Origin of the sequence: Streptomyces sp. NPDC007084 (genome assembly GCF_040703595.1) — a bacterium.
Lineage (GTDB): Bacteria > Actinomycetota > Actinomycetes > Streptomycetales > Streptomycetaceae > Streptomyces.
On the sequence record NZ_JBEYFY010000007.1, the window covers coordinates 132330 to 157105 of the forward strand.

Consider the following 24776-nt stretch of genomic DNA (forward strand, 5'->3'; position numbering starts at 1 on the left):
GCGCCCTGGGGCTGCCCCGCGTCTCAGAACCGCCCGGCGCCCAGGTCCCGCGACACCGCGCGGGCGCAGTCCCGGACGGCGGCGATCAGGTCGGGGCGCAGCTCGCCGTCCTTGCAGATCCGCTCCACGGCCCCGGTGATGCCCACCGCGCCGACCGGCATCCGCCGCCGGTTGTGGATGGGGGCGGCCACGGAGGCGACCCCCGTCCAGGTCTCCTCGACGTCGGCCGCGTACCCGCGCGCGCGGGTGATGTCGAGAACGCCCTCGAACTGTTCCAGCTCGCTGACCGTCCGGGGGGTGAACGCCGTGCGCTCGACCTCCAGGACCTCGCTGTGCGCCACCGGGTCGTACGCCGACAGTACCTTGCCGAGCGCCGTGGAGTGGAGCGGCTGCATCGCCCCGACCTCCAGGACCTGCCGGCTGTCGTCGGGACGGAAGACGTGGTGCACGATCAGCACGCCCTGCTGGTGCAGCACGCCCAGATAGACGCTCTCGCCGCTGGAGCGGGCCAGGTCGTCCGTCCACACCAGGGCGCGCGCCCGCAGTTCGTGCACGTCCAGATAGGTGGTGCCCAGCCGCAGCAGCTCCGCGCCCAGCTGGTAGCGACCGGAGGCCGGGTCCTGCTCCACGAACCCCTCCTGCTGGAGGGTGCGCAGGATGCCGTGGGCCGTCCCCTTGGCGAGGCCCAGCGAGGAGGCGATGTCCGACAGGCCGAGCTGCCGCTCGCCGCCCGCGAGCAGCCGCAGCATCGCCGCCGCCCGCTCAAGCGACTGGATGTTCCGTGCCATCGCCGTGCTGCCTCCGTCCCCTTCGACCGCCGGTTCACGTCTGACCGCCACCGTTCGGCAATGTCGAACACTACCCGTCGTAGCCGGGCTCTCGCCAATGGGTGGTCGCCACATGTTTGGGCCTTCTCCACACCGTCGTCACCCACGCCACGCCCGTCCGTCCCGTGGACGCCCCCGACCGATCCCCGGCGCTCCGGGCTACCCTGACGGCGTGCGCCTTCCATGGGAAGCGCAAAGCCGACAGCCGTCGCACTCCAGGGAGCACCTTCATGGCCTCGTTGCCGACCCCGTCCCCTTCGTCCGGCCTCGCCGAGGGCCGCAGGCGAACCGACGCACTCCGAGAAGCACTCGCCACCCGTGTGGTGGTGGCCGACGGCGCCATGGGAACCATGCTCCAGGCACAGGACCCCACGCTGGAGGACTTCGAGAACCTCGAAGGCTGCAACGAGATCCTGAACGTCACCCGCCCCGACATCGTCCGCTCCGTCCACGAGGCCTACTTCGAGGTGGGCGTCGACTGCGTCGAGACGAACACCTTCGGCGCGAACCACTCCGCGATGGCCGAGTACGACATCCCCGAGCGCGTCCACGAACTCTCCGAGGCCGGCGCCCGGCTCGCCCGCGAGGTCGCCGACGAGTTCGGCGCCCGCGACGGCCGCCAGCGCTGGGTCCTCGGCTCCATCGGCCCCGGCACCAAGCTGCCCACCCTCGGCCACGTCGCCTACGGCACGCTCCGTGACGGCTTCCAGGCCAACGCCGAGGGCCTGCTCGCCGGCGGCGCCGACGCCCTGATCGTCGAGACCACCCAGGACCTCCTGCAGACGAAGTCGTCCATCCTGGGCGCGCACCGCGCCATGGAGGCGACCGGCGTCCGGGTGCCGCTGCTCGTCTCCATGGCCTTCGAGACCACCGGCACCATGCTGCTGGGCTCCGAGATCGGCGCCGCGCTGACCGCCCTCGAACCGCTCGGCATCGACATGATCGGCCTGAACTGCTCGACCGGACCGGCCGAGATGAGCGAGCACCTGCGCTACCTCACCCGGCACTCCCGCATCCCGCTGCTGTGCATGCCCAACGCCGGTCTGCCCGTCCTGACGAAGGACGGCGCCCACTTCCCGCTCGACGCCCAGGGCCTGGCCGACGCCCAGGAGAACTTCGTCCGCGACTACGGCCTGTCCCTGGTCGGCGGCTGCTGCGGTACGACCCCGGAGCACCTGCGCCAGTTGGTCGAGCGCGTGCACGGCGTCGCGCCCGGCGAGCGCGACCCGCGGCCCGAGCCCGGCGCCGCCTCCCTCTACCAGACCGTCCCGTTCCGCCAGGACACCGCCTACATGGCGATCGGTGAGCGCACCAACGCCAACGGCTCGAAGAAGTTCCGCGAGGCCATGCTGGAGGGCCGCTGGGACGACTGCGTGGAGATGGCCCGCGAGCAGATCCGCGAGGGCGCCCACATGCTCGACCTGTGCGTCGACTACGTCGGCCGCGACGGCGTCGCCGACATGGACGAACTGGCGGGCCGGTTCGCCACCGCCTCCACCCTGCCGATCGTCCTCGACTCCACCGAGGTCGAGGTGATCCGCGCGGGCCTGGAGCGGCTCGGCGGCCGTGCGGTCATCAACTCCGTCAACTACGAGGACGGCGACGGTCCCGACTCCCGGTTCGCCAAGGTCACCCGGCTGGCCCAGGAGCACGGCGCCGCGCTGATCGCCCTGACCATCGACGAGGAGGGCCAGGCCCGCACCGTCGAGACCAAGGTCGGCATCGCCGAACGCCTCATCGCCGACCTCACCGGCAACTGGGGCATCCACGAGTCCGACATCCTCATCGACACCCTGACCTTCACGATCTGTACCGGCCAGGAGGAGTCCCGCAAGGACGGCATCGCGACGATCGAGGCGATCCGCGAGCTGAAGCGCCGCCACCCGGACGTGCAGACCACCCTCGGCCTGTCCAACATCTCCTTCGGCCTCAACCCGGCCGCCCGCATCCTGCTCAACTCGGTCTTCCTGGACGAGTGCGTCAAGGCCGGCCTGGACTCCGCGATCGTGCACGCGTCCAAGATCCTGCCGATCGCCCGCTTCGACGAGGAGCAGGTCACCACCGCCCTCGACCTCATCTACGACCGCCGCTCCGAGGGCTACGACCCGCTCCAGAAGCTGATGGCGCTGTTCGAGGGCGCCACCACCAAGTCCCTCAAGGCGGGCAAGGCCGAGGAACTGGCCGCGCTGCCCCTGGACGAGCGCCTCAAGCGGCGGATCATCGACGGCGAGAAGAACGGCCTGGAGGCCGACCTCGAAGCCGCGCTCCAGGAGCGTCCCGCGCTCGACATCGTCAACGCGACCCTCCTCGACGGCATGAAGGTCGTCGGCGAACTGTTCGGTTCCGGCCAGATGCAGTTGCCGTTCGTCCTCCAGTCCGCCGAGGTCATGAAGTCGGCCGTGGCCTTCCTGGAACCGCACATGGAGAAGTCCGACGCCGAGGGCAAGGGCACCATCGTCCTCGCCACCGTGCGCGGCGACGTCCACGACATCGGCAAGAACCTCGTCGACATCATCCTGTCGAACAACGGCTACAACGTCGTCAACCTCGGCATCAAGCAGCCCGTCTCCGCGATCCTGGACGCCGCCGAGGAACACCGCGCCGACGTCATCGGCATGTCCGGCCTCCTGGTCAAGTCCACCGTGATCATGAAGGAGAACCTGGAGGAGCTGAACCAGCGCGGCCTGTCCGCCGACTACCCCGTCATCCTCGGCGGCGCCGCCCTGACCCGCGCCTACGTCGAACAGGACCTGCACGAGATCTACCAGGGCGAGGTCCGCTACGCCCGGGACGCCTTCGAGGGCCTGCGCCTGATGGACGCGCTGATCGGCGTCAAGCGCGGCGTGCCCGGCGCCGCCCTGCCCGAGCTGAAGCAGCGCCGGGTACGGGCCGCCGCCGCGGACACCGTGGTCGAGGAGCGCCCCGAGGAGGGCCACGTCCGCTCCGACGTCTCCACCGACAACCCCGTACCGACCCCGCCCTTCTCCGGCACCCGCGTGATCAAGGGCATCCAGCTCAAGGAGTACGCCTCCTGGCTGGACGAGGGCGCCCTGTTCAAGGGCCAGTGGGGACTCAAGCAGGCCCGCACCGGCGAGGGACCGACGTACGAGGAACTCGTCGAGACCGAGGGCCGGCCCCGGCTGCGCGGCCTGCTCGACAAGCTCCAGACCGACAACCTGCTCGAAGCGGCCGTCGTCTACGGCTACTTCCCCTGTGTGGCCAAGGACGACGACCTGATCATCCTGGACGAGCAGGGCAACGAACGGACCCGGTTCAGCTTCCCCCGCCAGCGGCGCGGGCGCCGCCTGTGCCTGGCCGACTTCTTCCGCCCCGAGGAGTCGGGGGAGACCGACGTCGTCGGCTTCCAGGTCGTCACCGTCGGCTCCCGCATCGGCGAGGAGACCGCCAAGCTCTTCCAGGCCAACGCCTACCGCGACTACCTCGAACTGCACGGCCTGTCCGTCCAGCTCGCCGAGGCCCTCGCCGAGTACTGGCACGCGCGCGTGCGCACCGAACTGGGCTTCGCCGGGGAGGACCCCGCCGACATCGAGGACATGTTCGCCCTCAAGTACCGCGGCGCCCGCTTCTCCCTCGGCTACGGCGCCTGCCCCAACCTGGAGGACCGCGCCAAGATCGCGGACCTGCTGCGGCCCGAGCGGATCGGCGTCCACCTCTCCGAGGAGTTCCAGCTCCACCCCGAGCAGTCCACCGACGCGATCGTCATCCACCATCCGGAGGCCAAGTACTTCAACGCACGGTGACCGCCCGACCGCGCCGCGCCGCGCACGCCCGGGCACACTGATCGGATACGTCGTACACTGGTCGGTCCACCGCAGGCCGGTTGTCCCTTGCACCTAAAAGGGGCGACCGGCCTGATCGTCCCTTCAAGGAGGTGCGCCAGGATGACCAGCACGGTCCCCGCGCTCGGAACCCGTACGGCCGAAGGCTCCGCCCTCCAGGCCGTTCTCCTCGACATGGACGGCACCCTGGTCGACACCGAGGGCTTCTGGTGGGACGTGGAGGTCGAGGTCTTCCGGGCTCTCGGACACGTCCTGGACGAGTCCTGGCGCCATGTGGTGGTCGGCGGCCCCATGACCCGCAGCGCGGGCTTCCTCATCGAGGCCACCGGCGCCGACATCACCCTGCCCGAACTGTCCGTGCTGCTCAACGACGGTTTCGAGAGCCGCATCGGCCGCTCCCTGCCGCTGATGCCGGGCGCCGCCAGACTCCTCGCCGAACTGGCCGCGCACGAGATCCCCACCGCGCTGGTCTCCGCCTCCCACCGGCGGATCATCGACCGCGTCCTCGGCTCCATCGGCTCCCACTTCTTCACGCTGACCGTCGCGGGCGACGAGGTGGAGCGCACCAAGCCGTTCCCCGACCCCTATCTGCTCGCCGCCGCCGGACTCGGCGCCGAACCGGCGCGCTGCGCCGTCGTCGAGGACACCGCGACCGGGGTCGCGGCCGCCGAGGCGGCCGGCTGCCATGTCGTCGCCGTCCCCTCCGTCGCCCCCATCGAACCGGCCTCGCGCCGCACCGTGGTGACCTCGCTGGAAGAAGTCGATCTGCGTTTCCTGCACGGCCTGATGACGGAAAAGCGATAGCCCTTCACCGAGGGTGCCTTATCCCTTCACCGAGGGTGTGCGCGTGAATCACGCAGCGTGCGGAAGCCAATACGCGAAAAGCGCCCGCCGTTCCCTGTGGTAACCGCGGGCGAAGGCCACGGCGGAATGCCCAATGGGGCGGATGGCTGAATTCCGGTACGCTTCCGCCGAGTTGACACTGTGACGTTCATCACCCGACAAGGGGTCGACAGGCGTGCCGACTTGTGGGTTGACCCCCCATTCGTGACATTCCCGCGCACCCTTGTGTCCTGATTGGTGGAACGCTGCACGAATCCTTCCCGTGTCGGGTTATCGGTGCGTCCGCGCCCGGTTTCGCAGCGTGAGCGCACCACAACTCCGGCGCCTGCGGGCCGTCCTGGCGGCGCGGACTAATGTCGTCGCGAGAACATCGCCGTATCCCCGTGACCCGCCGCGCCACCCCTGCATGCCGGCTCACGGAAACTACAGCTCTGGAGAAACTCGAGCATGAACCGCAAGACTTTGGTGCTGCCGGCCGTTGTCGGTCTGCTCGCCCCGGTGCTCGCTGCGTGTGGTGGTTCCGACAGCGGGGGCAGCAGTGGCGATGCCATCGTTGTCGGCACCACGGACCGGTTCACCACGTCGAAGGACGCCCCCGCCCCCTTCGACCCGGCGTACGCCTACGACGTCGGCACCTGGAACGTACTGCGCCAGACCGTGCAGACGCTGATGATCCAGCCCCGCGGCGACGGCGCCCCCGAGCCCGAAGCGGCCGAGAAGTGCGGCTTCAGCGACAGCGGCAACGAGCGTTACTCGTGCACCCTGCGCGAAGGCCTGAAGTTCTCCAACGGTGACCCGATCACCGCCAAGGACGTCAAGTTCTCCATCGACCGCGCCCGCGCCATCAAGGCCGACAGTGGTGTCTTCGCCCTGCTGTCCACCATCGACACCGTCGAGACCCAGGGCGACCGCGAGGTGATCTTCCACCTCAAGAGCGCGGACGCGACCTTCCCGTTCAAGCTGTCGACCCCCGTCGCCGGCATCGTGAACCCGAAGGACTACGACAAGGGCAAGCTGCGCGACGGCTTCTCCGTCGACGGCTCCGGCCCCTACACCCTGGAGTCCGAGGTCAAGGACGACGCCGTCGTCAAGGCCGTCTTCACCAAGAACCCGAACTACAAGGGTCTGCTGAAGGTGAAGAACTCCAAGGTCGAGATGCGCTCCTTCCAGGACGCCGACGCCATGGGAACCGCCCTCGAAAAGGGCGACATCGACGTGATGACCCGCTCGATGACGCCCGAGCAGATCAATAAGCTGGCCACGGCCGCCGGCGGCAACATCAACCTGAACGAGATGGCCGGCCTCGAAATCCGCTACCTGGCCTTCAACACCAACGCCCCCTCCGTCAAGGAGAAGGCGGTCCGCCAGGCCATGGCGCAGGTCGTCGACCGCGGCGAACTCGTCGCCAAGGTGTACGGAACCCAGGCCCAGCCGCTCTACTCGATGGTCCCGGCCACCATCACCGGCCACGCCAACGCCTTCTTCAACAAGTACGGCGACCCCAGCGTCTCCCGCGCCCGCACCGTGCTGAACAAGGCCGGCATCACCAGCCCGGTCAAGCTCACCCTGCACTACACGACCGACCACTACGGCTCGGCCACCAAGCAGGAGTTCGAGATCCTGAAGAAGCAGCTCGACGCGAGCGGCCTCTTCGACGTCACCATCCAGGGCACCGCCTGGGACAAGTTCGTCCCCGCCGAGCGCGCCGGCGACTACGACGTCTGGGGCATGGGCTGGTTCCCCGACTTCCCGGACGCCGACAACTACCTGGCGCCGTTCCTCGACAAGGACAACTTCCTCAAGTCGCCCTACTCCAACAGCAACATCATCAACAACCTGATCCCGGCCTCCCGGCGCGAGGCCGACCGCCTCACCGCGTCGAAGAACCTCACCGCGATCCAGGACATCGTCGCCGACGACGTGCCGCTGCTCCCGCTGTGGCAGGGCAAGCAGTACATCGCCGCCCGCGACGACATCACGGGGTCGGAGTGGGCCCTCACCTCCTCCTCCACCCTTCAGCTCTGGGAGCTCGGCCGCGGTGTGAGCGGCTGACCGACCCATCCGACCCGGGGCCCCGACGCGGGCCCCGGGTGCACCAGTTCCAACGACAAGGCACCTGCACGTGAACATGCGCAACCAGTGGCCAGTCCTGCCGATCATGGCGGGGCTGGCCTCCGGCCTTTTGACCGGATGCGGCTCGGAGACGGGCGATTCCGGAACAGACGGCTCCTCCGTGGTGATGGGGATGTCCGACGACGTCCTCGCCACCGACCCCGCCTCCGGCTACGACCCAGGATCGTGGCTGCTGTTCGACAACGTCTTCCAGTCGCTGCTGAGCTTTCCCAAGGGCGGCACCGAGCCCGAGCCCGAGGCGGCCAAGGAGTGCGGGTTCACCGACACCGCGACCAGGGTGTACACGTGCACACTCCAGGACGGTCTGAAGTTCAGCAACGGTGACGCGCTCACCTCCGCGGACGTGAAGTACTCCTTCGACCGCATGATGAAGATCGACGACAGCGTCGGCCCGGCCATCATGTTCCCCATGCTGGACACGGTCACGACCCCCGACGCCAAGACCGTCGTCTTCCACCTCAAGTACGCCGACGCCACCTTCCCGAGCAAGATCGCCTCCGGCGCCGGCTCCATCGTGGACCACCGCGAGTACGCCACCAACGCCCTGCGCGAGGACCACCAGGCCGTCGGCTCGGGCCCATACCAGCTCGACTCGTTCGGCGACGACCAGGCGGTCTTCTCGGTCAACCCGCACTACAAGGGCACCGCCCAGGTCCAGAACTCCGGCGTCACCCTGAAGTTCTTCCACGGCGACCAGAAGGCCCTGAAGGACGCCGTACTGAACCACCAGGTCGACGTCGCCTACCGAGGCCTCGCCGCCGACGACATCGCCGGCATCGAGAACGGCTCCGCCAAGAGCGGCGTCAACGTCATCGAGGGCAGCAGCGCCGAGGTCCAGCACCTGGTGTTCAACATGCACGACCCGGTCGCCGGCAAACTCGGCGTGCGCAAGGCCATCGCCTACCTCCTGGACCGCGACGCCTTGGTCGGCGACGTCTACGAGAACACCGCCACCCCGCTGTACTCGATCATCCCGGCCGGCATCGCCGGCCACAGCACGTCCTTCTTCGACACCTACGGCGCCCGCCCCTCGGCGTCCAAGGCCGCCGCCGCCCTGCGCGACGAGGGCATCACCGGCAAGGTGAAGCTCACCCTCTGGTCGACGCCCTCCCGCTACGGTCCCTCCACGGACCAGGAGTTCAAGGCGATCGCCAGGCAGCTCAACGCCAGCGGACTGTTCGACGCGACCGTCAAGTCCGTCGCCTACGACCAGTACGAGAAGGACATCGCCAAGGGCAGGTACGGCGTGTACGTGAAGGGCTGGGTGCCCGACTACCCGGACCCCGACAACTTCACCGCCCCCTTCTTCGGCAAGGGCAACGTGCTGGGCAACAACTTCACCAACAGCACGATCACCGACAGCCTCATCCCGAAGACCGCCGCCGAGAGCGACCGCTCCTCGACCGACGCCTCCTACGGCAAGCTCCAGGACCTCGTCGCCGACGACCTGCCGATCATCCCCATCTGGCAGGCCAAGCAGTACGCCGTGGCACGCGAGGACATCTACGGCCTGGAGTACTGCCTCGACGCGTCGACCGTGTTCCGCTTCTGGGAGATCAAGAAGGGCTGACCCCCCTCCCGACTCCTCACGCGCAGGGCGCCCGCTCCTTCCGGAACGGGCGCCCTTCGCTCATACGCCCGCGTGCCGGGCCGTGCCGAGCCCGGGGGAGAGGTGCCTACTGCGCTCCCGGGCGCACCAGACCGCTCTCGTACGCGTACACCGCGGCCTGCACCCGGTCACGCAGCCCCAGCTTCGTCAGCACATGCCCCACATGCGTCTTGACCGTCGTCTCGCTCACGAACAGGTCGGCGGCGATCTCCGCGTTCGACAGACCGCGCGCCACCAGCTTCAGCACCTCGACCTCACGGTCCGTCAGCGTGTGCAGCGTGTCCGGCACCGGCTCGTCACCGGACGGCAGATGACCGGCGTACTTGTCCAGCAGCCGGCGCGTGATGCTCGGCGCGAGCATCGCCTCACCGCCGGCCACCACCCGGATCGCCTGCACCAGTTCGTTCGCCGGCGCGTCCTTCAGCAGGAAGCCGCTGGCACCCGCCCGCAGCGCCTCCACCACGTACTCGTCGAGGTCGAACGTCGTCAGCACGAGCACCTTCGCCGGGCCGTCCCGGCCGGGGCCGGTGATCTGCCGGGTCGCCTCGACCCCGTCCATCCGCGGCATACGGATGTCCATGAGCACCACATCGGGTTGCAGCGCACGCACCTGGTCGAGGGCCTGGAGACCGTCACCGGCCTCGCCGACGACCGCGAGATCCGGCTCCGCCTCCAGAATCATCCGGAAGCCGGTGCGCAGCAGCGGCTGGTCGTCGACCAGTAGGACGCGGATGGCCACGTAAGTCTCCTTCGCTAGTCCGGCCCCATTCTGCCCTGCTCACGGGGGCCCGACGCGGGCGCCCTGACCGGGAGCGGATACGGCGGGGGAGTACCGCCGAATTCCGGACAGACCGCCTGGTGGTCGCACCAGCCGCACAGCTTGGTGGGGCGCGGCCGCCACTCGCCCGTCTCCGTCGCCAGCCGGATCGCCTCCCACAACGCGAGCAGCTTGCGCTCCACCCGCTCCAGATCGGCGACCACCGGGTCGTACGTCAGCACATCACCACTGCCGAGATACACGAGCTGGAGACGGCGCGGGACCACCTGCTTCAGCCGCCAGACCACCAGGGCGTAGAACTTCATCTGGAACAGGGCACCCTCCGCGTACTCCGGACGGGGTGCCTTGCCCGTCTTGTAGTCCACGATCCGGACCTCGCCCGTCGGCGCGACGTCGACCCGGTCGATGATGCCGCGCAGGGTCAGACCCGAATCGAGCCGGGCCTCCACGAACAGCTCCCGCTCGGCCGGCTCCAGCCGGGAGGGGTCCTCCAGCGTGAACCACCGCTCCACGAGCTGCTCGGCCTCGGTGAGCCAGCGTGCGAGCCGCTCGCCCTCCGGATCGTCGGCGAACAGCTCCAGCACCTCCGGCCGCGTCTCCCGCAGCCGGTCCCACTGGCCCGGGATCAGCGACTTGGCGCGCGGCGCGGTCCGGTCCGCCGCCGGAGCGTCGAACAGCCGCTCCAGCACCGCGTGCACCAGGGTGCCCCGCGTCGCCGCCGGGCTCGGCTTCTCGGGCAGCCGGTCGATCACCCGGAAGCGGTACAGCAGGGGACACTGCATGAAGTCACTGGCACGCGAGGGCGACAGCGAGGCGGGCGCCCGCGCGACCGCCGGGGCGGGCCCCTCGACAACCACCGGGGCAGGACCCTCCACAACCGCCGGAGCCGGTCCGCCGCCCGCCGCCGGGCCCGGTCCGCCGCCCGCCGCCGGGGCGGGTCCGGCGAGCGCCGTCGCGGCCAGGCCGACGACCGGCGCCGTGGCCGGTCCGTCGGCGACGGGCTCGGCGGTGTCGCGGGCCACGGCCGCTTCTTCGGGCGCGGCGCCCTCGGTGCTCGTTTCCATGACGACAGACCTTACGGGCAGCCACTGACACCCCGTGATCCCGTTCCGGCCGGTTCGTCCCCTATAGCCGCGTACGAGCCCGTACGCGGAACACCTCCGCCCCGCCAGGCCCCCCGCGCACGAGCACGCCCCGCGAACCCGGCCGGACCGGACGACACCCGTCACCCGCCGCCGGCGCGGGCCACGGCACGGAAAACAGAGGGGGTGCCGGGGCGGAACGCGCCGCGACGGACGCATACCATCGACCACAGACCCTCCTGCTCCGCACACATCAGGGAGCCGGGGACGCTTCGAACGAGAGGACATCGTGGACGAGAGCGGCGGCAGCGGGCGACCGCGGTCCGGCACCGGCGAGGCGACCGAGGGCCACCAGAGGCCCGGAGCCACCGCGGGCCCGGCCGCCGACGCCCCACGCCCCGGCCCGGCCGGCCCCGAGCCCTCCACGGGCCCGGCGCCGACGGCCCCCGACCCCGAGACCTCCGCCGACCCGGTGCCCGCTGCCCCGGGGACCTCCGACGGCACGGCGCCCGCGGCCCCGGAGACGGGGACGGCCTCCGACGGTCCGGCGCCCGTGACCCCGGCGCCCGCGGCCCCGGGCTCCGAGACCTCTGCCGGCTCCGCGCCGAAGGCCGCCGGCTCCGAGGCCTCCTCCGGCCCTGCGCCCGCGGCCCCCGGGTCCGGCTCCGAGGGTGAGCCCGTCGACGGGGGCGCGGCGTCTGACCGTCCCGAGGACTCCGCCCCTCGCCCCGACTCCGGACAGAGCCCCGAGACCGCCGGGCGAGGTGTGGACGCCGACGCCCCGGCACCCGGCCCGACCGGTGCCGGCCCGCGCGACACCCCCGCGACGCACACCCGGTCCCGATCCGAGGCGGACGAAGACCCCGCCACGCGCAGCCGCCCCGCGTCCGGAACCGGCGACGCGGAGGGCGCCTCCCCGGCGCCGGCCCACCCGCACCACGGTCACCGCACTCCCGCCGACACCGGGCACCCGGCGGGCACCCCGGCCGACCACACCGAGCACCGCACTCCCGCCGACACCGGGCACCCGGCCGGCGCCCCGGCCGATCACACCGAGCACCGGACCCTCGCCCACAGCGGCAACACCGGCGGCCCGGGCGGCGGCGGAGACACCACGGGCGGCGGTGGCCGCGCCGGCCGGCCGCCCCGGCGGCGCAAAGAACCCGGTGGCGGCCTCCTCATGGGACGGCCCTTCGGCGTCCCCGTCTACGTCGCCCCGAGCTGGTTCCTCGTCGCCGCCCTGATCACCTGGGTGTTCGGCGGACAACTCGACCGCGTCCTGCCCGAACTCGGCGCCGCCCGCTACCTGGTCTCCCTGTTCTTCGCCGTCGCCTTCTACGCCTCCGTACTCGTCCACGAACTCGCCCACACCGTCGCCGCGCTGCGCTTCAAACTGCCCGTGCGCCGCATCCAGCTCCAGTTCTTCGGCGGCGTCTCCGAGATCGAGAAGGAAGCCGAGACCCCCGGCCGCGAGTTCGTACTCGCCTTCGTCGGCCCCCTCCTCTCCCTCGTCCTGTCCGGCGTCTTCTACCTCGCCATGCTCCCCGTCGAGCCCGGCACCGTCCCCGGCGTCCTGCTGGCCGGCCTGATGATCTCCAACCTCATCGTCGCCGCCTTCAACCTGCTCCCCGGCCTCCCCCTCGACGGCGGCCGGATGCTCCGCGCCGTCGTCTGGAAGATCACCGGCAAACCCATGAGCGGCACCGTCGCCGCCGCCTGGGTCGGCCGCGCCCTCGCCGTCTCCGTCCTCATCGGACTGCCCCTGCTCACCCAGTCCTCCGCCCTCGGCGCCAGCCCCGAGGACCTCAGCGGCATGGACACCGTCACCGACGCCCTGCTCGCCGCCATCCTCGCCGCGATCATCTGGACCGGCGCGGGCAACAGCCTGCGCATGGCCCGGCTCCGCGAACACCTCCCGGAACTCCGCGCCCGCTCCCTCACCCGGCGCGCCGTCCCCGTCGAGACCAGCACCCCCCTCTCCGAGGCCCTGCGCCGCGCCAACGACGCCGGAGCCCGCGCCCTGGTCGTCGTCGACCCCGACGGCGAACCCCTCTCCCTCGTCCGCGAAGCCGCCATCGTCGGCGTCCCCGAACACCGGCGCCCCTGGGTCGCCGTCAGCGGCCTCGCCCAGGACCTCACCGACGGCATGCGCGTCTCCGCCGAACTCGCCGGCGAGGAACTTCTCGACGTCCTGCGCGCCACCCCCGCCACCGAATACCTGGTGGTCGAGGACTCCGGAGAGATCTACGGCGTACTCTCCGCCGCCGACGTGGAACGCGCCTTCGTCAAGGCCATGGCCCGCCCCGCCTGACCCCCGCCCGGACCCGCGGCCCCCGGCCCGGCCGCCCTCCGGCCGTGGTCGGCGGCCACGCCCCGGACCGGTAGGCTGTTCACATGTCCGAACCGACCGGTGCCGCCCGCAGGCGCGGGCCCTTCAAGGTCGGGGACCAGGTTCAGCTCACCGACCCCAAGGGCCGCCACTACACGTTCACGCTCGAAGCCGGGAAGAACTTCCACACCCACAAGGGTTCCTTCCCCCACGACGAGCTGATCGGCGCTCCCGAGGGCAGCGTTGTCCGCACCACCGGAAACGTGGCCTACCTCGCGCTGCGCCCCCTGCTCCCCGACTACGTCCTGTCCATGCCCCGCGGCGCCGCCGTGGTCTACCCCAAGGACGCGGGGCAGATCCTCGCCTTCGCCGACATCTTCCCCGGCGCACGCGTCGTGGAAGCGGGCGTCGGCTCCGGCTCGCTCAGCAGCTTCCTGCTGCGCGCCATCGGCGACCAGGGCATGCTGCACTCCTACGAGCGCCGCGAGGACTTCGCCGAGATCGCCCAGCAGAACGTCGAGCGCTACTTCGGCGGCCCGCACCCCGCCTGGCAGCTCACCGTCGGCGACCTCCAGGACAACCTGAGCGACACCGACGTCGACCGCGTCATCCTCGACATGCTCGCCCCCTGGGAATGCCTGGAGGCCGTCTCCAAGGCGCTCGTCCCCGGCGGCATCCTCTGCTGCTACGTGGCGACCACCACCCAGCTCGCGCGGACCGTCGAGTCGATCCGCGAGATCGGCTCCTTCAACGAGCCGACCGCCTGGGAATCGATGATCCGCAACTGGCACATCGAGGGCCTCGCCGTCCGCCCGGACCACCGGATGATCGGCCACACCGGCTTCCTGCTCACCGCCCGCCGCCTCGCGGACGGAGTCGAGCCGCCCATGCGCCGCCGCCGCCCCGCCAAGGGCGCCTACGGCGAGGACTACGCCGGCCCGAACGCCGACGCCGGCACCGCCCGCTGACGCACCAACGCGGCACGACCGTGGCCGAGTTCCCGAATGTCCCGGGGAACTCGGCCACCACGCTTTCCCGTTGACACCAGCCGCAGCCGCAGCCGCAGCCGCAGCCGCAGCCGTCGACCGCGGACACAGACCGCGGACACAGAGCGTCGGGCGGGCCGACTGCCCGACGCCGCCGGGGACGAGGACGAGGACCTGAGGGCGTTCGCCCCGGACACCTGCCCGGCCCAGGACTCCGCTCGTAAGCGCCGCCGGGCCGCTCCGCTCCCAGGCGTCCGTGACAGCGGTCGCCGTACTCGCGGAACCCCGGCAGGCGCCCCCCGTTATGTTTTCCGTGGTCCTGCAAGAGGGCCGCTGGCCTTCGGGCTCGGTATGACTGTGTCCCCCTGTCGAAGGCATGACCTGGGGGGTGGTGTCGCCGGGGCCGGGGGTGTTCGTCGGAGTCGCTGATCAGAGGTCTGGCCACCGTCCGGTCCGGCGCAATGCCGGACGGTTCGCGGGCGGCAGGTCTGCATAACGTGGATGCGCGAGCACGACACCCGAGCCGAGGCCGGCACCGTCAACACCCCCGGAGGGGAACGATGTTCGAGACCGAAGATGTAGGCGTGTTCCTCGGCCTGGACGTCGGCAAGAGCAACCATCACGGCCACGGGCTCACCCCGGCCGGCAAGAAGGTCTTCGACAAGCAGCTGCCCAACAGCGAGCCCAAGCTGAGAGCCGTCTTCGACAAACTGGCTGCGAAGTTCGGCACCGTCCTGGTCATCGTGGACCAGCCCGCCTCCATCGGTGCCCTGCCGCTGACCGTCGCCCGCGACGCCGGCTGCAAGGTCGCCTACCTGCCCGGCCTGACCATGCGCCGGATCGCCGACCTCTACCCCGGCGAGGCCAAGACCGACGCGAAGGACGCGGCCGTCATCGCCGACGCGGCCCGCACCATGCCCCACACCCTGCGCTCGCTGGACCTGACCGACGAGATCACCGCCGAGCTCACGGTCCTCGTCGGCTTCGACCAGGACCTCGCCGCCGAGGCCACCCGCACCTCCAACCGGATACGCGGCCTGCTCACCCAGTTCCATCCCTCCTTGGAGCGTGTCCTTGGACCACGTCTGGACCACCAGGCCGTCACCTGGCTCCTGGAGCGTCACGGCTCCCCGGCCGCACTGCGCAAAGCCGGCCGCCGCAGGCTCGTCGAGCTGATCCGGCCGAAGGCCCCGCGCATGGCCCAACGGCTGATCGACGAGGTCTTCGACGCGCTCGACGAACAGACCGTCGTGGTCCCCGGCACCGGCACCCTCGACATCGTCATCCCGTCCCTGGCCGCGTCCCTGGCCGCCGTGCACACCCAGCGCCGGGCCATGGAAGCCCAGATCAACGCCCTGCTGGAGGCCCACCCTCTTTCCCCGGTCCTGACGTCGATGCCCGGCGTCGGCGTCAGGACCGCCGCCGTCCTGCTGGTCACCGTCGGCGACGGCGCCAGCTTCCCCACCGCCGCCCACCTCGCCTCCTACGCCGGCCTCGCCCCCACCACGAAGCAGTCCGGGACCTCGATCCACGGCGAACACGCACCCAGAGGCGGAAACCGGCAGCTCAAACGGGCGATGTTCCTGTCCGCCTTCGCCTGCATGAACGCCGACCCGGCCTCCCGCACCTACTACGACCGCCAGCGGACCCGCGGCAAAACCCACACCCAAGCCCTCCTCCGTCTCGCCCGCCAGCGCATCAGCGTCCTGTTCGCCATGCTCCGCGACGGCACCTTCTACGAATACCGAACACCGACGGACGTCGAACTCGCCGCATAACCCCAACAACCCCACACCAGACAACGGCACCTTGACGAAAGACATAGAGGCCCCCCCGCGGACCCTCTGAGAACTCGCTCAAAAGTCCGGACCCCGCCGTTCCCCCCGACTGTGACGTGTGGCACCATGCGGGGCACCCCACCCCCACCGGCACAGCCCCTCACGGGAGACACTCCTAGTGCAGCAATCCGCCGTCCCGGAACTGGCACACACGCACACCAGCCCCCTCCAGTGGGTCGCCACGGCCACCGCCATCGCCGGAGTCGTCGCGCTCTCCTCCGTCCTCCAGCCCGATCCGGCGCGCGCCGCGCAGCCCGCCACCGGACCGAAAGCCGCCGCGGCCACCGTGACGGCCCCGGACGCGGCAGGCGTCGAGTATCCGATCACCTGCGGACCCGCCAAAGCGATCGTCACCAAGAAGGCCTCGGGCGACCTCGACGGCGACGGCCGCCCCGAGACCGTGGCCGTCGTCCGCTGCGACGCCGGCTCCGGCACCCCGCCCAGCGGCGTCTACGTCCTCACCCAGAGTGAGGGCGCGTCCAAGCCCCGCGTCGTCGCGACCCTGATCGACCCCAAGGACCGCCTCAGCGTCACCGACTTCACCGTCCGCGACCACGCCGTCACCGCCACCCTGCTCGGCTACTCCTCCGCCGACGTCCCGAGCTGCTGCCCCGACGTCAAGGACGAAGCCAAGTGGCAGTGGAAGAACGGCGCGTTCGTCCGCTCCACCCCGGCGGGCGCGCAGAGCGTCTGAACGCCCCCGCGTGCCCCCGTACGCCCCGAGTGCCCTCACCCGCCCCGACCGGGCCGCGAGGACAGGGGCGCAAACGGGTGGAAGTGAACGTAATCGGACAGAAGAAATGCCCTCCGCCATGGCGGAGGGCATGACCCGGCGGGCAACACGTGACGCGCGGCGCCCCGCGCGTCACTCCGCGTCGGGCCCGTAAACCTCGACCTTGTCCGAAACCCGCCGCACGTGAATGCAGTCGCCCGGACACTCCTTCGCCGAGTCCGCCACATCACGCAGCAGCGGCAACGGCACCGGCGTCGTCGCCCCCACCGACTGCAGCAGCTCGTCGTCCCCGCTCTTCACATACGCCAGGCCGTCGATGTCCAGCTCGAACACCTCCGGGGCGTACTGGACGCAGATCCCGTCGCCCGTACACAGATCCTGGTCGATCCAGACCTCAAGCGCCTCGCCGCCGGCTCCGGACTCCTGCTGCACGGTCATTTCTCCTGCCGTTTCCTGCCCCGAGCGAACCGAAGACGCGGGAATCGGGCCAGCTCTGAAGGGTGTTGAACACTTCGACCCTACCTCCGCCCGCTTCCCAATCATGTTCGGTGGGTATTCCCCTGGCGTGAGGGAGAGCGCAAGGGTGAAGATCGGACACACCCCGACAGTCTTTGTGATCTAGGGGTTTCAATCGACACCCACCCAGGTAGGGTCTGGAAGCGTCCAGCTCCCCTTGGAGGAGGTGAGGACCGTGGCAGCCCACGACGACGACATGAACCGCGGCATCCGCCCGGGACGAGGGTCCGATGACCCCGCCGGGCAGATTGCCTACCTTGAGCAGGAGATCGCCGTCCTGCGACGCAAGCTCGCCGACTCTCCGCGGCACACGAGGATTCTCGAAGAGCGGATCGTCGAGCTTCAGACCAACCTGGCCGGCGTGTCCGCGCAGAACGAGCGGCTCGCGAACACGCTCCGTGAGGCCCGCGACCAGATCGTGGCCCTCAAGGAAGAAGTCGACCGGCTCGCACAGCCGCCGGCCGGCTTCGGCGTCTTCCTGGTGGCCAACGAGGACGGCACGGCCGACATCTTCACCGGAGGCCGCAAACTCCGCGTGAACGTCAGCCCCAGCGTCGAACTCGAAGAGCTACGACGCGGCCAGGAAGTCATGCTGAACGAAGCTCTCAACGTGGTCGAGGCCATGGAATACGAGAGCGTCGGCGACATCGTCACCCTCAAGGAGATCCTCGAGGACGGCGAACGCGCCCTGGTGGTCGGACACACCGACGAGGAACGAGTGGTACGGCTCGCCGAACCACTCCTGGACGTCACCATCCGCCCCGGTGACGCCCTCCTCCTGGAACCCCGATCCGGCTACGTCTACGAAATCGTCCCCAAGAGCGAAGTCGAGGAACTCGTCCTCGAAGAGGTCCCCGACATCGGCTACGAGCAGATCGGCGGTCTGGGCGGCCAGATCGAGATGATCCGCGACGCCGTCGAGCTCCCCTACCTCTACCCCGACCTCTTCAAGGAGCACGAACTGCGGCCGCCCAAGGGCGTCCTGCTGTACGGGCCCCCCGGATGCGGAAAGACGCTCATCGCCAAGGCCGTGGCCAACTCCCTGGCCAAGAAGGTCGCCGAAGTGACCGGACAGGCCACCGGCAAGAGCTTCTTCCTCAACATCAAGGGCCCCGAGCTGCTCAACAAGTACGTCGGAGAGACCGAGCGGCAGATCCGCCTCGTCTTCCAGCGCGCACGCGAGAAAGCCAGCGAGGGCACCCCCGTCATCGTCTTCTTCGACGAGATGGAATCCCTCTTCCGCACCCGCGGATCAGGCGTCAGCTCGGACGTGGAGAACACCATCGTTCCCCAGCTCCTCGCCGAGATCGACGGTGTGGAAGGCCTGCAGAACGTCGTGGTCATCGGCGCCTCCAACCGCGAGGACATGATCGACCCCGCCATCCTGCGACCCGGCCGCCTCGACGTGAAGATCAAAATCGAACGCCCGGACGCCGAAGCGGCCAAGGACATCTTCCAGAAGTACCTCACCGAACGCCTCCCCCTGCACTCCGAAGACGTCGGAGAACACGGCGGCGACCGGTCGGCCACCGTCCACGGCATGATCCAGACCGCCGTGGAACACATGTACGCCGAATCCGAGGAAAACCGCTTCCTGGAAGTCACCTACGCCAACGGCGACAAGGAAGTCCTCTACTTCAAGGACTTCAACTCCGGCGCCATGATCGAGAACATCGTCGGCCGCGCCAAGAAGATGGCCATCAAGGACTTCCTGGACCACAGCCAGAAGGGCCTCCGCGTCTCCCACCTCCTCCAGGCATGCGTGGACGAGTTCAAGGAGAACGAAGACCTTCCCAACACCACCAACCCCGACGACTGGGCCCGCATCTCCGGAAAGAAGGGCGAACGGATCGTCTACATCCGTACGCTCATCACCGGAAAACAGGGCGCGGACACCGGACGCTCCATCGACACGGTGGCCAACACCGGCCAATACCTGTAAAAAACAGGGCGGCTGCGGGTGCCCGACGCGGGTACCCGCAGCCGACTGCTTTCCCCCACACGGCCGGACCACAGCAATGACGCAAATGATCTCCCCACCAGCGCAAAGGCGTTCTAGGCTCACTTGTACCGCCGAATCGCGCAGTGCGGGGACGGGCACCGCACACGCACCGGAGCGCCAGCGGTACTTGAGCAGCGCCCCCGACCGAGGGCGCCGCCGGGCAAGGAGGGCCGCATGACCGTACGGCGAGTAATGGGCATCGAGACGGAGTACGGAATCTCCGTCCCCGGCCACCCCAACGCCAATGCCATGCTCACCTCATCCCAGATCGTCAACGCCTACGCGGCGGCGATGCACCGGGCGCGCCGCGCCCGCTGGGACTTCGAGGAAGAGAACCCGCTACGGGACGCGCGAGGCTTCGACCTCGCCCGGGAAGCCGCCGACTCCACCCAGCTCACCGACGAGGACATCGGCCTCGCCAACGTCATCCTCACCAACGGGGCACGCCTCTACGTCGACCACGCACACCCCGAATACAGCGCCCCCGAAGTCACCAACCCCCGCGACGCCGTCCTCTGGGACAAAGCCGGCGAACGCATCATGGCCGAAGCCGCCGAACGCGCCGCCCAGCTTCCGGGCGCCCAGCCCATCCACCTCTACAAGAACAACACCGACAACAAGGGCGCCTCCTACGGCACGCACGAGAACTACCTGATGAAGCGGGAAACCCCCTTCTCCGACATCGTGCGTCACCTGACCCCGTTCTTCGTCTCACGCCAGGTCGTCACCGGCGCCGGCCGCGTCGGCATCGGCCAGGACGGACACGAACACGGCTTCCAGATCAGCCAGCGCGCCGACTACTTCGAAGTCGAAGTAGGCCTCGAAACCACCCTCAAGCGCCCCATCATCAACACCCGCGACGAGCCGCACGCCGACGCCGAGAAGTACCGCCGCCTACACGTCATCATCGGCGACGCCAATCTCTCCGAGATCTCCACCTATCTCAAGCTCGGCACCACGGCCCTGGTCCTGTCCATGATCGAAGACGGCTTCATCGCCGTCGACCTCGCCGTCGACCAGCCCGTGCGCACCCTCCACCAGGTCTCCCACGACCCCACCCTCAAGCGACTCGTCACCCTCCGCAGCGGACGCACACTCACCGCCGTCCAGCTCCAGATGGAGTACTTCGAGCTGTCCCGCAAATACGTCGAAGAACGCTACGGCGCGGACGCCGACGAACAGACCAAGGACGTCCTGCTGCGCTGGGAGGACACCCTCAATCGCCTGGAGAACGACCCCATGAGCCTCTCCGGCGAGCTCGACTGGGTCGCCAAGCGGGAACTCATGGAGGGCTACCGGCGCCGCGACGGCCTCGACTGGGACGCCGCCAAGCTGCACCTCCTCGACCTCCAGTACGCCGACGTACGGGCCGACAAGGGCCTCTACAACCGTCTGGCGGCCCGCGGCAGGATCAAGCGGCTGCTGACCGAGGACGAGGTCGAGCGGGCCCGTACGAAGCCGCCGGAGGACACCCGCGCCTACTTCCGCGGGCGCTGCCTGGAGCAGTACGCGGACGACGTCGCGGCGGCCTCCTGGGACTCGGTGATCTTCGATCTTCCGGGCCGCGACTCGCTCCAGCGCGTCCCAACCCTGGAGCCGCTTCGCGGAACGCGTAATCACGTCAAGGAGCTGCTGGACCGCTGTCGTACGGCCGAAGACCTGGTCAAGGTCCTGTCGGGCAACTGAGCCCCCGCCCCGGCCGGCACAGGCCGGCCGGGCGCGACAGGGTGGAACACGCGGCGGACGGGAATCATCGAGGTGGCCCCCGTACGTTGGAGAAACTGCGGGGCCGATGTCGGACCCTGCTTGTAGGGTCTGATCAAGAACGTCGAACCGAGCGGGGTGAGGGTTATGGCGACCAAGGACACCGGCGGCGGACAGCAGAAGGCGACGCGTTCCACCGAGGAGGTCGAAGAGCAGGCGCAGGACGCGCAGGCAACGGACGACCTCAAGGAACGCCAGGAAAAGCTGAGCGACGACGTCGACTCGGTTCTGGACGAGATCGACGACGTCTTGGAAGAGAACGCGGAGGATTTCGTGAGGTCCTTCGTCCAGAAGGGTGGGCAGTAGGCCGCTTTTACCTTCGGATCGTAGGTTCGAGCCGCGTATGACCGACGAGACGGAGAAGCGGGGCTGCTCGTGGTGCAAGCAGGAGAAGCCGCGGGCGGCCTTTGCCCGTAACAAGTCGATGCCCGACGGTCTTCAGGTGTGCTGCCGAGAGTGCTCCGCGGAGTACTACCGGCAGCGCCAGGAGGCGAAAGGGCGGACCGTGCGGGCCAAGGTGCGGCCGGGCGAGCTACCGCCGTGAGTGTCGGGCGGAGCGGAACCGGATCAGCTGTTTTCCGACGCAAGTACGGCCTAGCTCCGGCCGAGTTGGACGCGATGGTCGCGGAGCAGCGGGGAATCCGTTGCATCTGCCTTTCTGCCCCCGCCGAGCATGTGGATCACTGCCACCAGACGGGTAGGGTCCGAGGCGTACTGTGCTTCAGCCGCAATGCCGCGCTGGGGCAGTTCAAGGATCGGCCCGACGTCATCAGACGGGCTGCGACATACCTGGAAGGAAACGCGTGGAAGCCAACACTCGTAGCACCGGGCGTCTACCGGCTGCCTTCCTGACGCCCGGGTCGTCGTCCTTCATGGACTTCCTCTCCGAGCAGCAGCCGGAGATGCTCCCCGGTAAGCGCCAGCTTCCGCCCGTGCAGGGCGTCATCGAGGCGCCGCACGGCACGACCATCGTCGCCGTCACGTTCGCGGGCGGTGTCGTGCTCGCCGGTGACCGGCGGGCGACGATGGGGAACGTGATCGCGCAGCGTGACATCGAGAAGGTGTTCCCGGCCGACGAGTACTCGGCGGTGGGTATCGCCGGTACGGCGGGTCTGGCCGTCGAGATGGTGAAGTTGTTCCAGTTGGAGCTGGAGCACTTCGAGAAGGTGGAGGGCGCGCAGCTCTCGTTGGAGGGCAAGGCGAACCGCCTGTCCACGATGATTCGTTCGAATCTGGGCATGGCGATGCAGGGTCTGGCGGTGGTTCCGCTGTTCGCGGGGTATGACGTGGACCGTGAGCGGGGCCGGATCTTCTCGTACGACGTCACGGGTGGCCGTTCCGAGGAGCATGGTTACGCGGCGACGGGTTCGGGGTCGATCTTCGCGCGGGGTGCGATGAAGAAGCTCTACGCGAAGGATCTGACCGAGGAGCAGGCGACGACGCTGGTCGTGCAGGCGTTGTACGACGCGGCGGATGACGATTCGGCGACGGGTGGTCCGGATGTGGCGCGCAGGATCTACCCGATCGTCACGGTGATCACCGAGGACGGTTTCCGCCGGCTCACGGACGAGGAGTCCTCCGAGATCGCCCGGGTGATCCTGGAGCGGCGGCTGGAGCAGCCTGATGGTCCGCGTGCCGCGTTGCTCTGAGGCCGTCTCTTTTTCCAGGTGATCCAGTGACTTCGACAGAAAGGGACGGGTAGCCGGTGTCGACTCCGTTCTATGTCTCACCTCAGCAGGCCATGGCGGACCGGGCGGAGTATGCCCGGAAGGGCATCGCCCGCGGTCGCAGCCTGGTGGTGCTGCAGTACGCCGACGGCATTGTGTTCGTCGGTGAGAACCCGTCCCGTGCGCTGCACAAGTTCAGCGAGATCTATGACCGGATCGGTTTCGCCGCCGCCGGTAAGTACAACGAGTACGAGAATCTGCGGATCGGTGGTGTGCGTTATGCCGATCTGCGGGGTTACACGTACGACCGCGACGATGTGACGGCGCGTGGTCTGGCGAACGTGTACGCGCAGACGCTGGGGACGATTTTCTCGTCGGCGGCGGAGAAGCCGTACGAGGTGGAGTTGGTGGTCGCGGAGGTCGGTGACACGCCTGAGGGTGACCAGATCTATCGGCTGCCGCACGATGGTTCGATCGTGGATGAGCACGGTTCGGTTGCCGTGGGTGGCAGTTCCGAGCAGATCAGCACCTATCTGGACGCCGAGCATCGTGACGGGATGTCGTTGGCCGAGGCGTTGAAGCTGGCGGTGCGTTCGTTGTCGCGGGAGGCCAACGGGGGTGAGCGGGAGATTCCCGCGGAGCGTCTGGAGGTGGCGGTGCTGGACCGGACGCGTCCGCAGAAGCGGAAGTTCAAGCGGATCGTGGGGCGTCAGCTGGGCCGGCTGCTGGAGGCCGGGGGCGCGGAGACCGCGACGGAGGCCGAGGATCCTGACGACGAGAAGTGAGGTTCCGTTAGGGGCCTGTGGCCAGGGGCCGTTCCGGTGGTGTTCACCGGGGCGGCCCTTTCGGTGTTCAGGCGGGGTTGGGAGGGGCTGTGGAGCCGCGTACGACGAGGTGGACGGGGATGTCCTCTTCGGGGGGTGTGCGGCCGTCGAGGACGGCGAGGAGGGCTTTCATGCCTTGTTCGCCGAAGAGTTCGGCGTCGAGGCGGACGGTGGTGAGTTCGGGGTCGAGGGCCTGGGCGAGGGCGAGGTCGTCGAGGCCGGTGACGGAGATGTCGTCGGGGATGCGCAGGCCGAGGCGGCGGGCGGCCTTGTAGGCGCCGGCGGCGAGTTTGTCGTCGTCGCAGATGACGGCGGTGGGACGGGGGCCGGGGGCGGTGAGGGCGGTGTGGGCGGCGGCGAGGGCGTCCTCGAAGGAGATGGGGGCGTGGGTGGTGCGCAGGTCGGTGCCGGGAACGGTGGCGAGGCGGGTGGTGAGTTCGCGGGCGCGGATCTCGAAGGTCCAGGAGGGGATGTCGGCGGCGAGGTGCAGGAAGTGCCGGTGGCCGAGTCGCAGGAGGTGGTCGGTGACCTGGCGGACGCCGTCTTTGATGTCGAGGTTGACGGTGGCGGCGCCTTGGCTGCCTTCGGGGTCGCTGTCGAGCATGACGAGGGGGAGTTGGTCGCCGCGGATGGCGGTGAGGGCGTCGGCGGCCATGGAGGAGGCGAGGACGCCGTCGAGGGCGGCTTGGGCGGAGCCGAAGGGGTCGCGGGCGGGGCCGATGCCCTCGGGGGAGGGGTAGAGGACGACGCCGAAGCCGTGTTGGGCGGCTACGCGGGCGGCGCCGGTGTAGACGCCGGCGAAGAATTCGGTGGTGAGGGCGGGGACGACGAGGAGGACGGTGCGGGTGCGGCCGAGGCGGAGGTTGCGGGCGGCGAGGTTGGGGCGGTAGCCGAGTTGGCGGGCGGCCTGGCGGACGCGTTCGGCGGTGGTTTCGGAGACGCGGCCGCGCCATTTGTCGCCGAGGACGAGGGAGACGGCCGCCTGGGAGACGCCGGCGGCGTGGGCGACGTCCCTGCTGGTGGGGCGCGTGCTACCTGGTGCCAC

The 24776-nt window shown here is 69.5% G+C and carries 20 protein-coding genes; 15 read left to right on the plus strand and 5 right to left on the minus strand.

Annotated features, from left to right (window positions below):
* Nucleotides 1-23 precede the first annotated feature (23 nt).
* Nucleotides 24-788, minus strand: coding sequence for an IclR family transcriptional regulator (locus AB0912_RS09270; RefSeq protein ID WP_366697355.1), 765 nt, complete (start codon nucleotides 786-788; stop codon nucleotides 24-26).
* Nucleotides 789-1057: 269 nt separating this feature from the next.
* Between AB0912_RS09270 and metH the strand changes: the two genes are divergently transcribed.
* The 4 genes from metH to AB0912_RS09290 all read left to right on the plus strand — a co-directional run bounded on the left by metH (nucleotide 1058) and on the right by AB0912_RS09290 (nucleotide 9173).
* On the plus strand, nucleotides 1058-4588 hold the full coding sequence (gene metH / locus AB0912_RS09275; protein ID WP_366697357.1) for a methionine synthase: 3531 nt from the start codon (nucleotides 1058-1060) through the stop codon (nucleotides 4586-4588).
* A gap of 141 nt (nucleotides 4589-4729) precedes the next feature.
* Entirely contained in the window at nucleotides 4730-5431 is a 702-nt protein-coding gene (locus tag AB0912_RS09280) for an HAD family phosphatase (protein ID WP_366697359.1), read from the plus strand.
* A 486-nt stretch (nucleotides 5432-5917) separates the two neighbouring features.
* Nucleotides 5918-7522 carry an ABC transporter substrate-binding protein gene (locus AB0912_RS09285; protein ID WP_366697361.1) on the plus strand — a complete coding sequence of 535 codons (1605 nt, stop codon included), beginning with the start codon at nucleotides 5918-5920 and terminating at the stop codon, nucleotides 7520-7522.
* Nucleotides 7523-7592: 70 nt separating this feature from the next.
* Nucleotides 7593-9173 (plus strand): ABC transporter substrate-binding protein, encoded by a 1581-nt coding sequence (locus AB0912_RS09290; protein ID WP_366697363.1) that lies wholly within the window; start codon nucleotides 7593-7595, stop codon nucleotides 9171-9173.
* A gap of 106 nt (nucleotides 9174-9279) precedes the next feature.
* On the opposite strand, the gene AB0912_RS09295 is transcribed toward AB0912_RS09290, so the two are convergent.
* Nucleotides 9280-9951, minus strand: coding sequence for a response regulator transcription factor (locus AB0912_RS09295; protein ID WP_081223499.1), 672 nt, complete (start codon nucleotides 9949-9951; stop codon nucleotides 9280-9282).
* Nucleotides 9952-9965: 14 nt separating this feature from the next.
* Entirely contained in the window at nucleotides 9966-11054 is a 1089-nt protein-coding gene (locus AB0912_RS09300) for a PD-(D/E)XK nuclease family protein (protein WP_366697365.1), read from the minus strand.
* 307 nt (nucleotides 11055-11361) lie between these two features.
* Here AB0912_RS09300 and AB0912_RS09305 point away from each other — a divergent pair, with 307 nt between their 5' ends.
* The 4 genes from AB0912_RS09305 (at nucleotide 11362) to AB0912_RS09320 (ending at nucleotide 16919) form a co-directional block, all read left to right on the plus strand.
* Nucleotides 11362-13383, plus strand: a complete 2022-nt coding sequence (locus tag AB0912_RS09305; protein ID WP_366697367.1) for a site-2 protease family protein — start codon at nucleotides 11362-11364, stop codon at nucleotides 13381-13383.
* 83 nt (nucleotides 13384-13466) lie between these two features.
* On the plus strand, nucleotides 13467-14369 hold the full coding sequence (locus AB0912_RS09310; RefSeq protein WP_366697369.1) for a tRNA (adenine-N1)-methyltransferase: 903 nt from the start codon (nucleotides 13467-13469) through the stop codon (nucleotides 14367-14369).
* Between the two features lie 578 nt (nucleotides 14370-14947).
* Complete coding sequence (locus AB0912_RS09315; RefSeq protein ID WP_366697371.1) at nucleotides 14948-16165, plus strand: IS110 family transposase; 1218 nt, start codon at nucleotides 14948-14950, stop codon at nucleotides 16163-16165.
* 178 nt (nucleotides 16166-16343) lie between these two features.
* On the plus strand, nucleotides 16344-16919 hold the full coding sequence (locus tag AB0912_RS09320) for a hypothetical protein (protein ID WP_366697373.1): 576 nt from the start codon (nucleotides 16344-16346) through the stop codon (nucleotides 16917-16919).
* Between the two features lie 171 nt (nucleotides 16920-17090).
* Here AB0912_RS09320 and AB0912_RS09325 read toward each other — a convergent pair whose 3' ends face one another.
* Nucleotides 17091-17396: a ferredoxin gene (locus AB0912_RS09325; RefSeq protein ID WP_366697375.1), complete on the minus strand. Its 306-nt coding sequence runs from the start codon at nucleotides 17394-17396 to the stop codon at nucleotides 17091-17093.
* A 253-nt stretch (nucleotides 17397-17649) separates the two neighbouring features.
* On the opposite strand from AB0912_RS09325, the gene arc reads away from it, so the two are divergent.
* The 7 genes from arc to prcA all read left to right on the plus strand — a co-directional run bounded on the left by arc (nucleotide 17650) and on the right by prcA (nucleotide 23692).
* Nucleotides 17650-19416, plus strand: coding sequence for a proteasome ATPase (arc, locus tag AB0912_RS09330; RefSeq protein WP_366697377.1), 1767 nt, complete (start codon nucleotides 17650-17652; stop codon nucleotides 19414-19416).
* A gap of 234 nt (nucleotides 19417-19650) precedes the next feature.
* Nucleotides 19651-21162, plus strand: a complete 1512-nt coding sequence (gene dop, locus AB0912_RS09335; RefSeq protein WP_366697379.1) for a depupylase/deamidase Dop — start codon at nucleotides 19651-19653, stop codon at nucleotides 21160-21162.
* A gap of 165 nt (nucleotides 21163-21327) precedes the next feature.
* The gene (locus AB0912_RS09340; protein WP_037739193.1) at nucleotides 21328-21546 is read left to right on the plus strand and encodes a ubiquitin-like protein Pup; all 219 of its coding nucleotides are present in this window, start codon (nucleotides 21328-21330) and stop codon (nucleotides 21544-21546) included.
* Nucleotides 21547-21583: 37 nt separating this feature from the next.
* The gene (locus AB0912_RS09345; protein ID WP_366697381.1) at nucleotides 21584-21784 is read left to right on the plus strand and encodes a hypothetical protein; all 201 of its coding nucleotides are present in this window, start codon (nucleotides 21584-21586) and stop codon (nucleotides 21782-21784) included.
* Between the two features lie 74 nt (nucleotides 21785-21858).
* Nucleotides 21859-22092 carry an endonuclease domain-containing protein gene (locus AB0912_RS09350; RefSeq protein WP_366697383.1) on the plus strand — a complete coding sequence of 78 codons (234 nt, stop codon included), beginning with the start codon at nucleotides 21859-21861 and terminating at the stop codon, nucleotides 22090-22092.
* The gene (gene prcB, locus AB0912_RS09355) at nucleotides 22044-22889 is read left to right on the plus strand and encodes a proteasome subunit beta (RefSeq protein WP_366697385.1); all 846 of its coding nucleotides are present in this window, start codon (nucleotides 22044-22046) and stop codon (nucleotides 22887-22889) included. The genes AB0912_RS09350 and prcB overlap by 49 nt, the downstream gene beginning before the upstream one ends.
* Before the next feature lie 56 nt (nucleotides 22890-22945).
* Entirely contained in the window at nucleotides 22946-23692 is a 747-nt protein-coding gene (gene prcA / locus AB0912_RS09360) for a proteasome subunit alpha (protein WP_366697387.1), read from the plus strand.
* A 67-nt stretch (nucleotides 23693-23759) separates the two neighbouring features.
* Here the strand turns inward: prcA and AB0912_RS09365 are convergent, their stop codons facing one another.
* Nucleotides 23760-24776, minus strand: coding sequence for a LacI family DNA-binding transcriptional regulator (locus AB0912_RS09365; RefSeq protein WP_366697389.1), 1017 nt, complete (start codon nucleotides 24774-24776; stop codon nucleotides 23760-23762).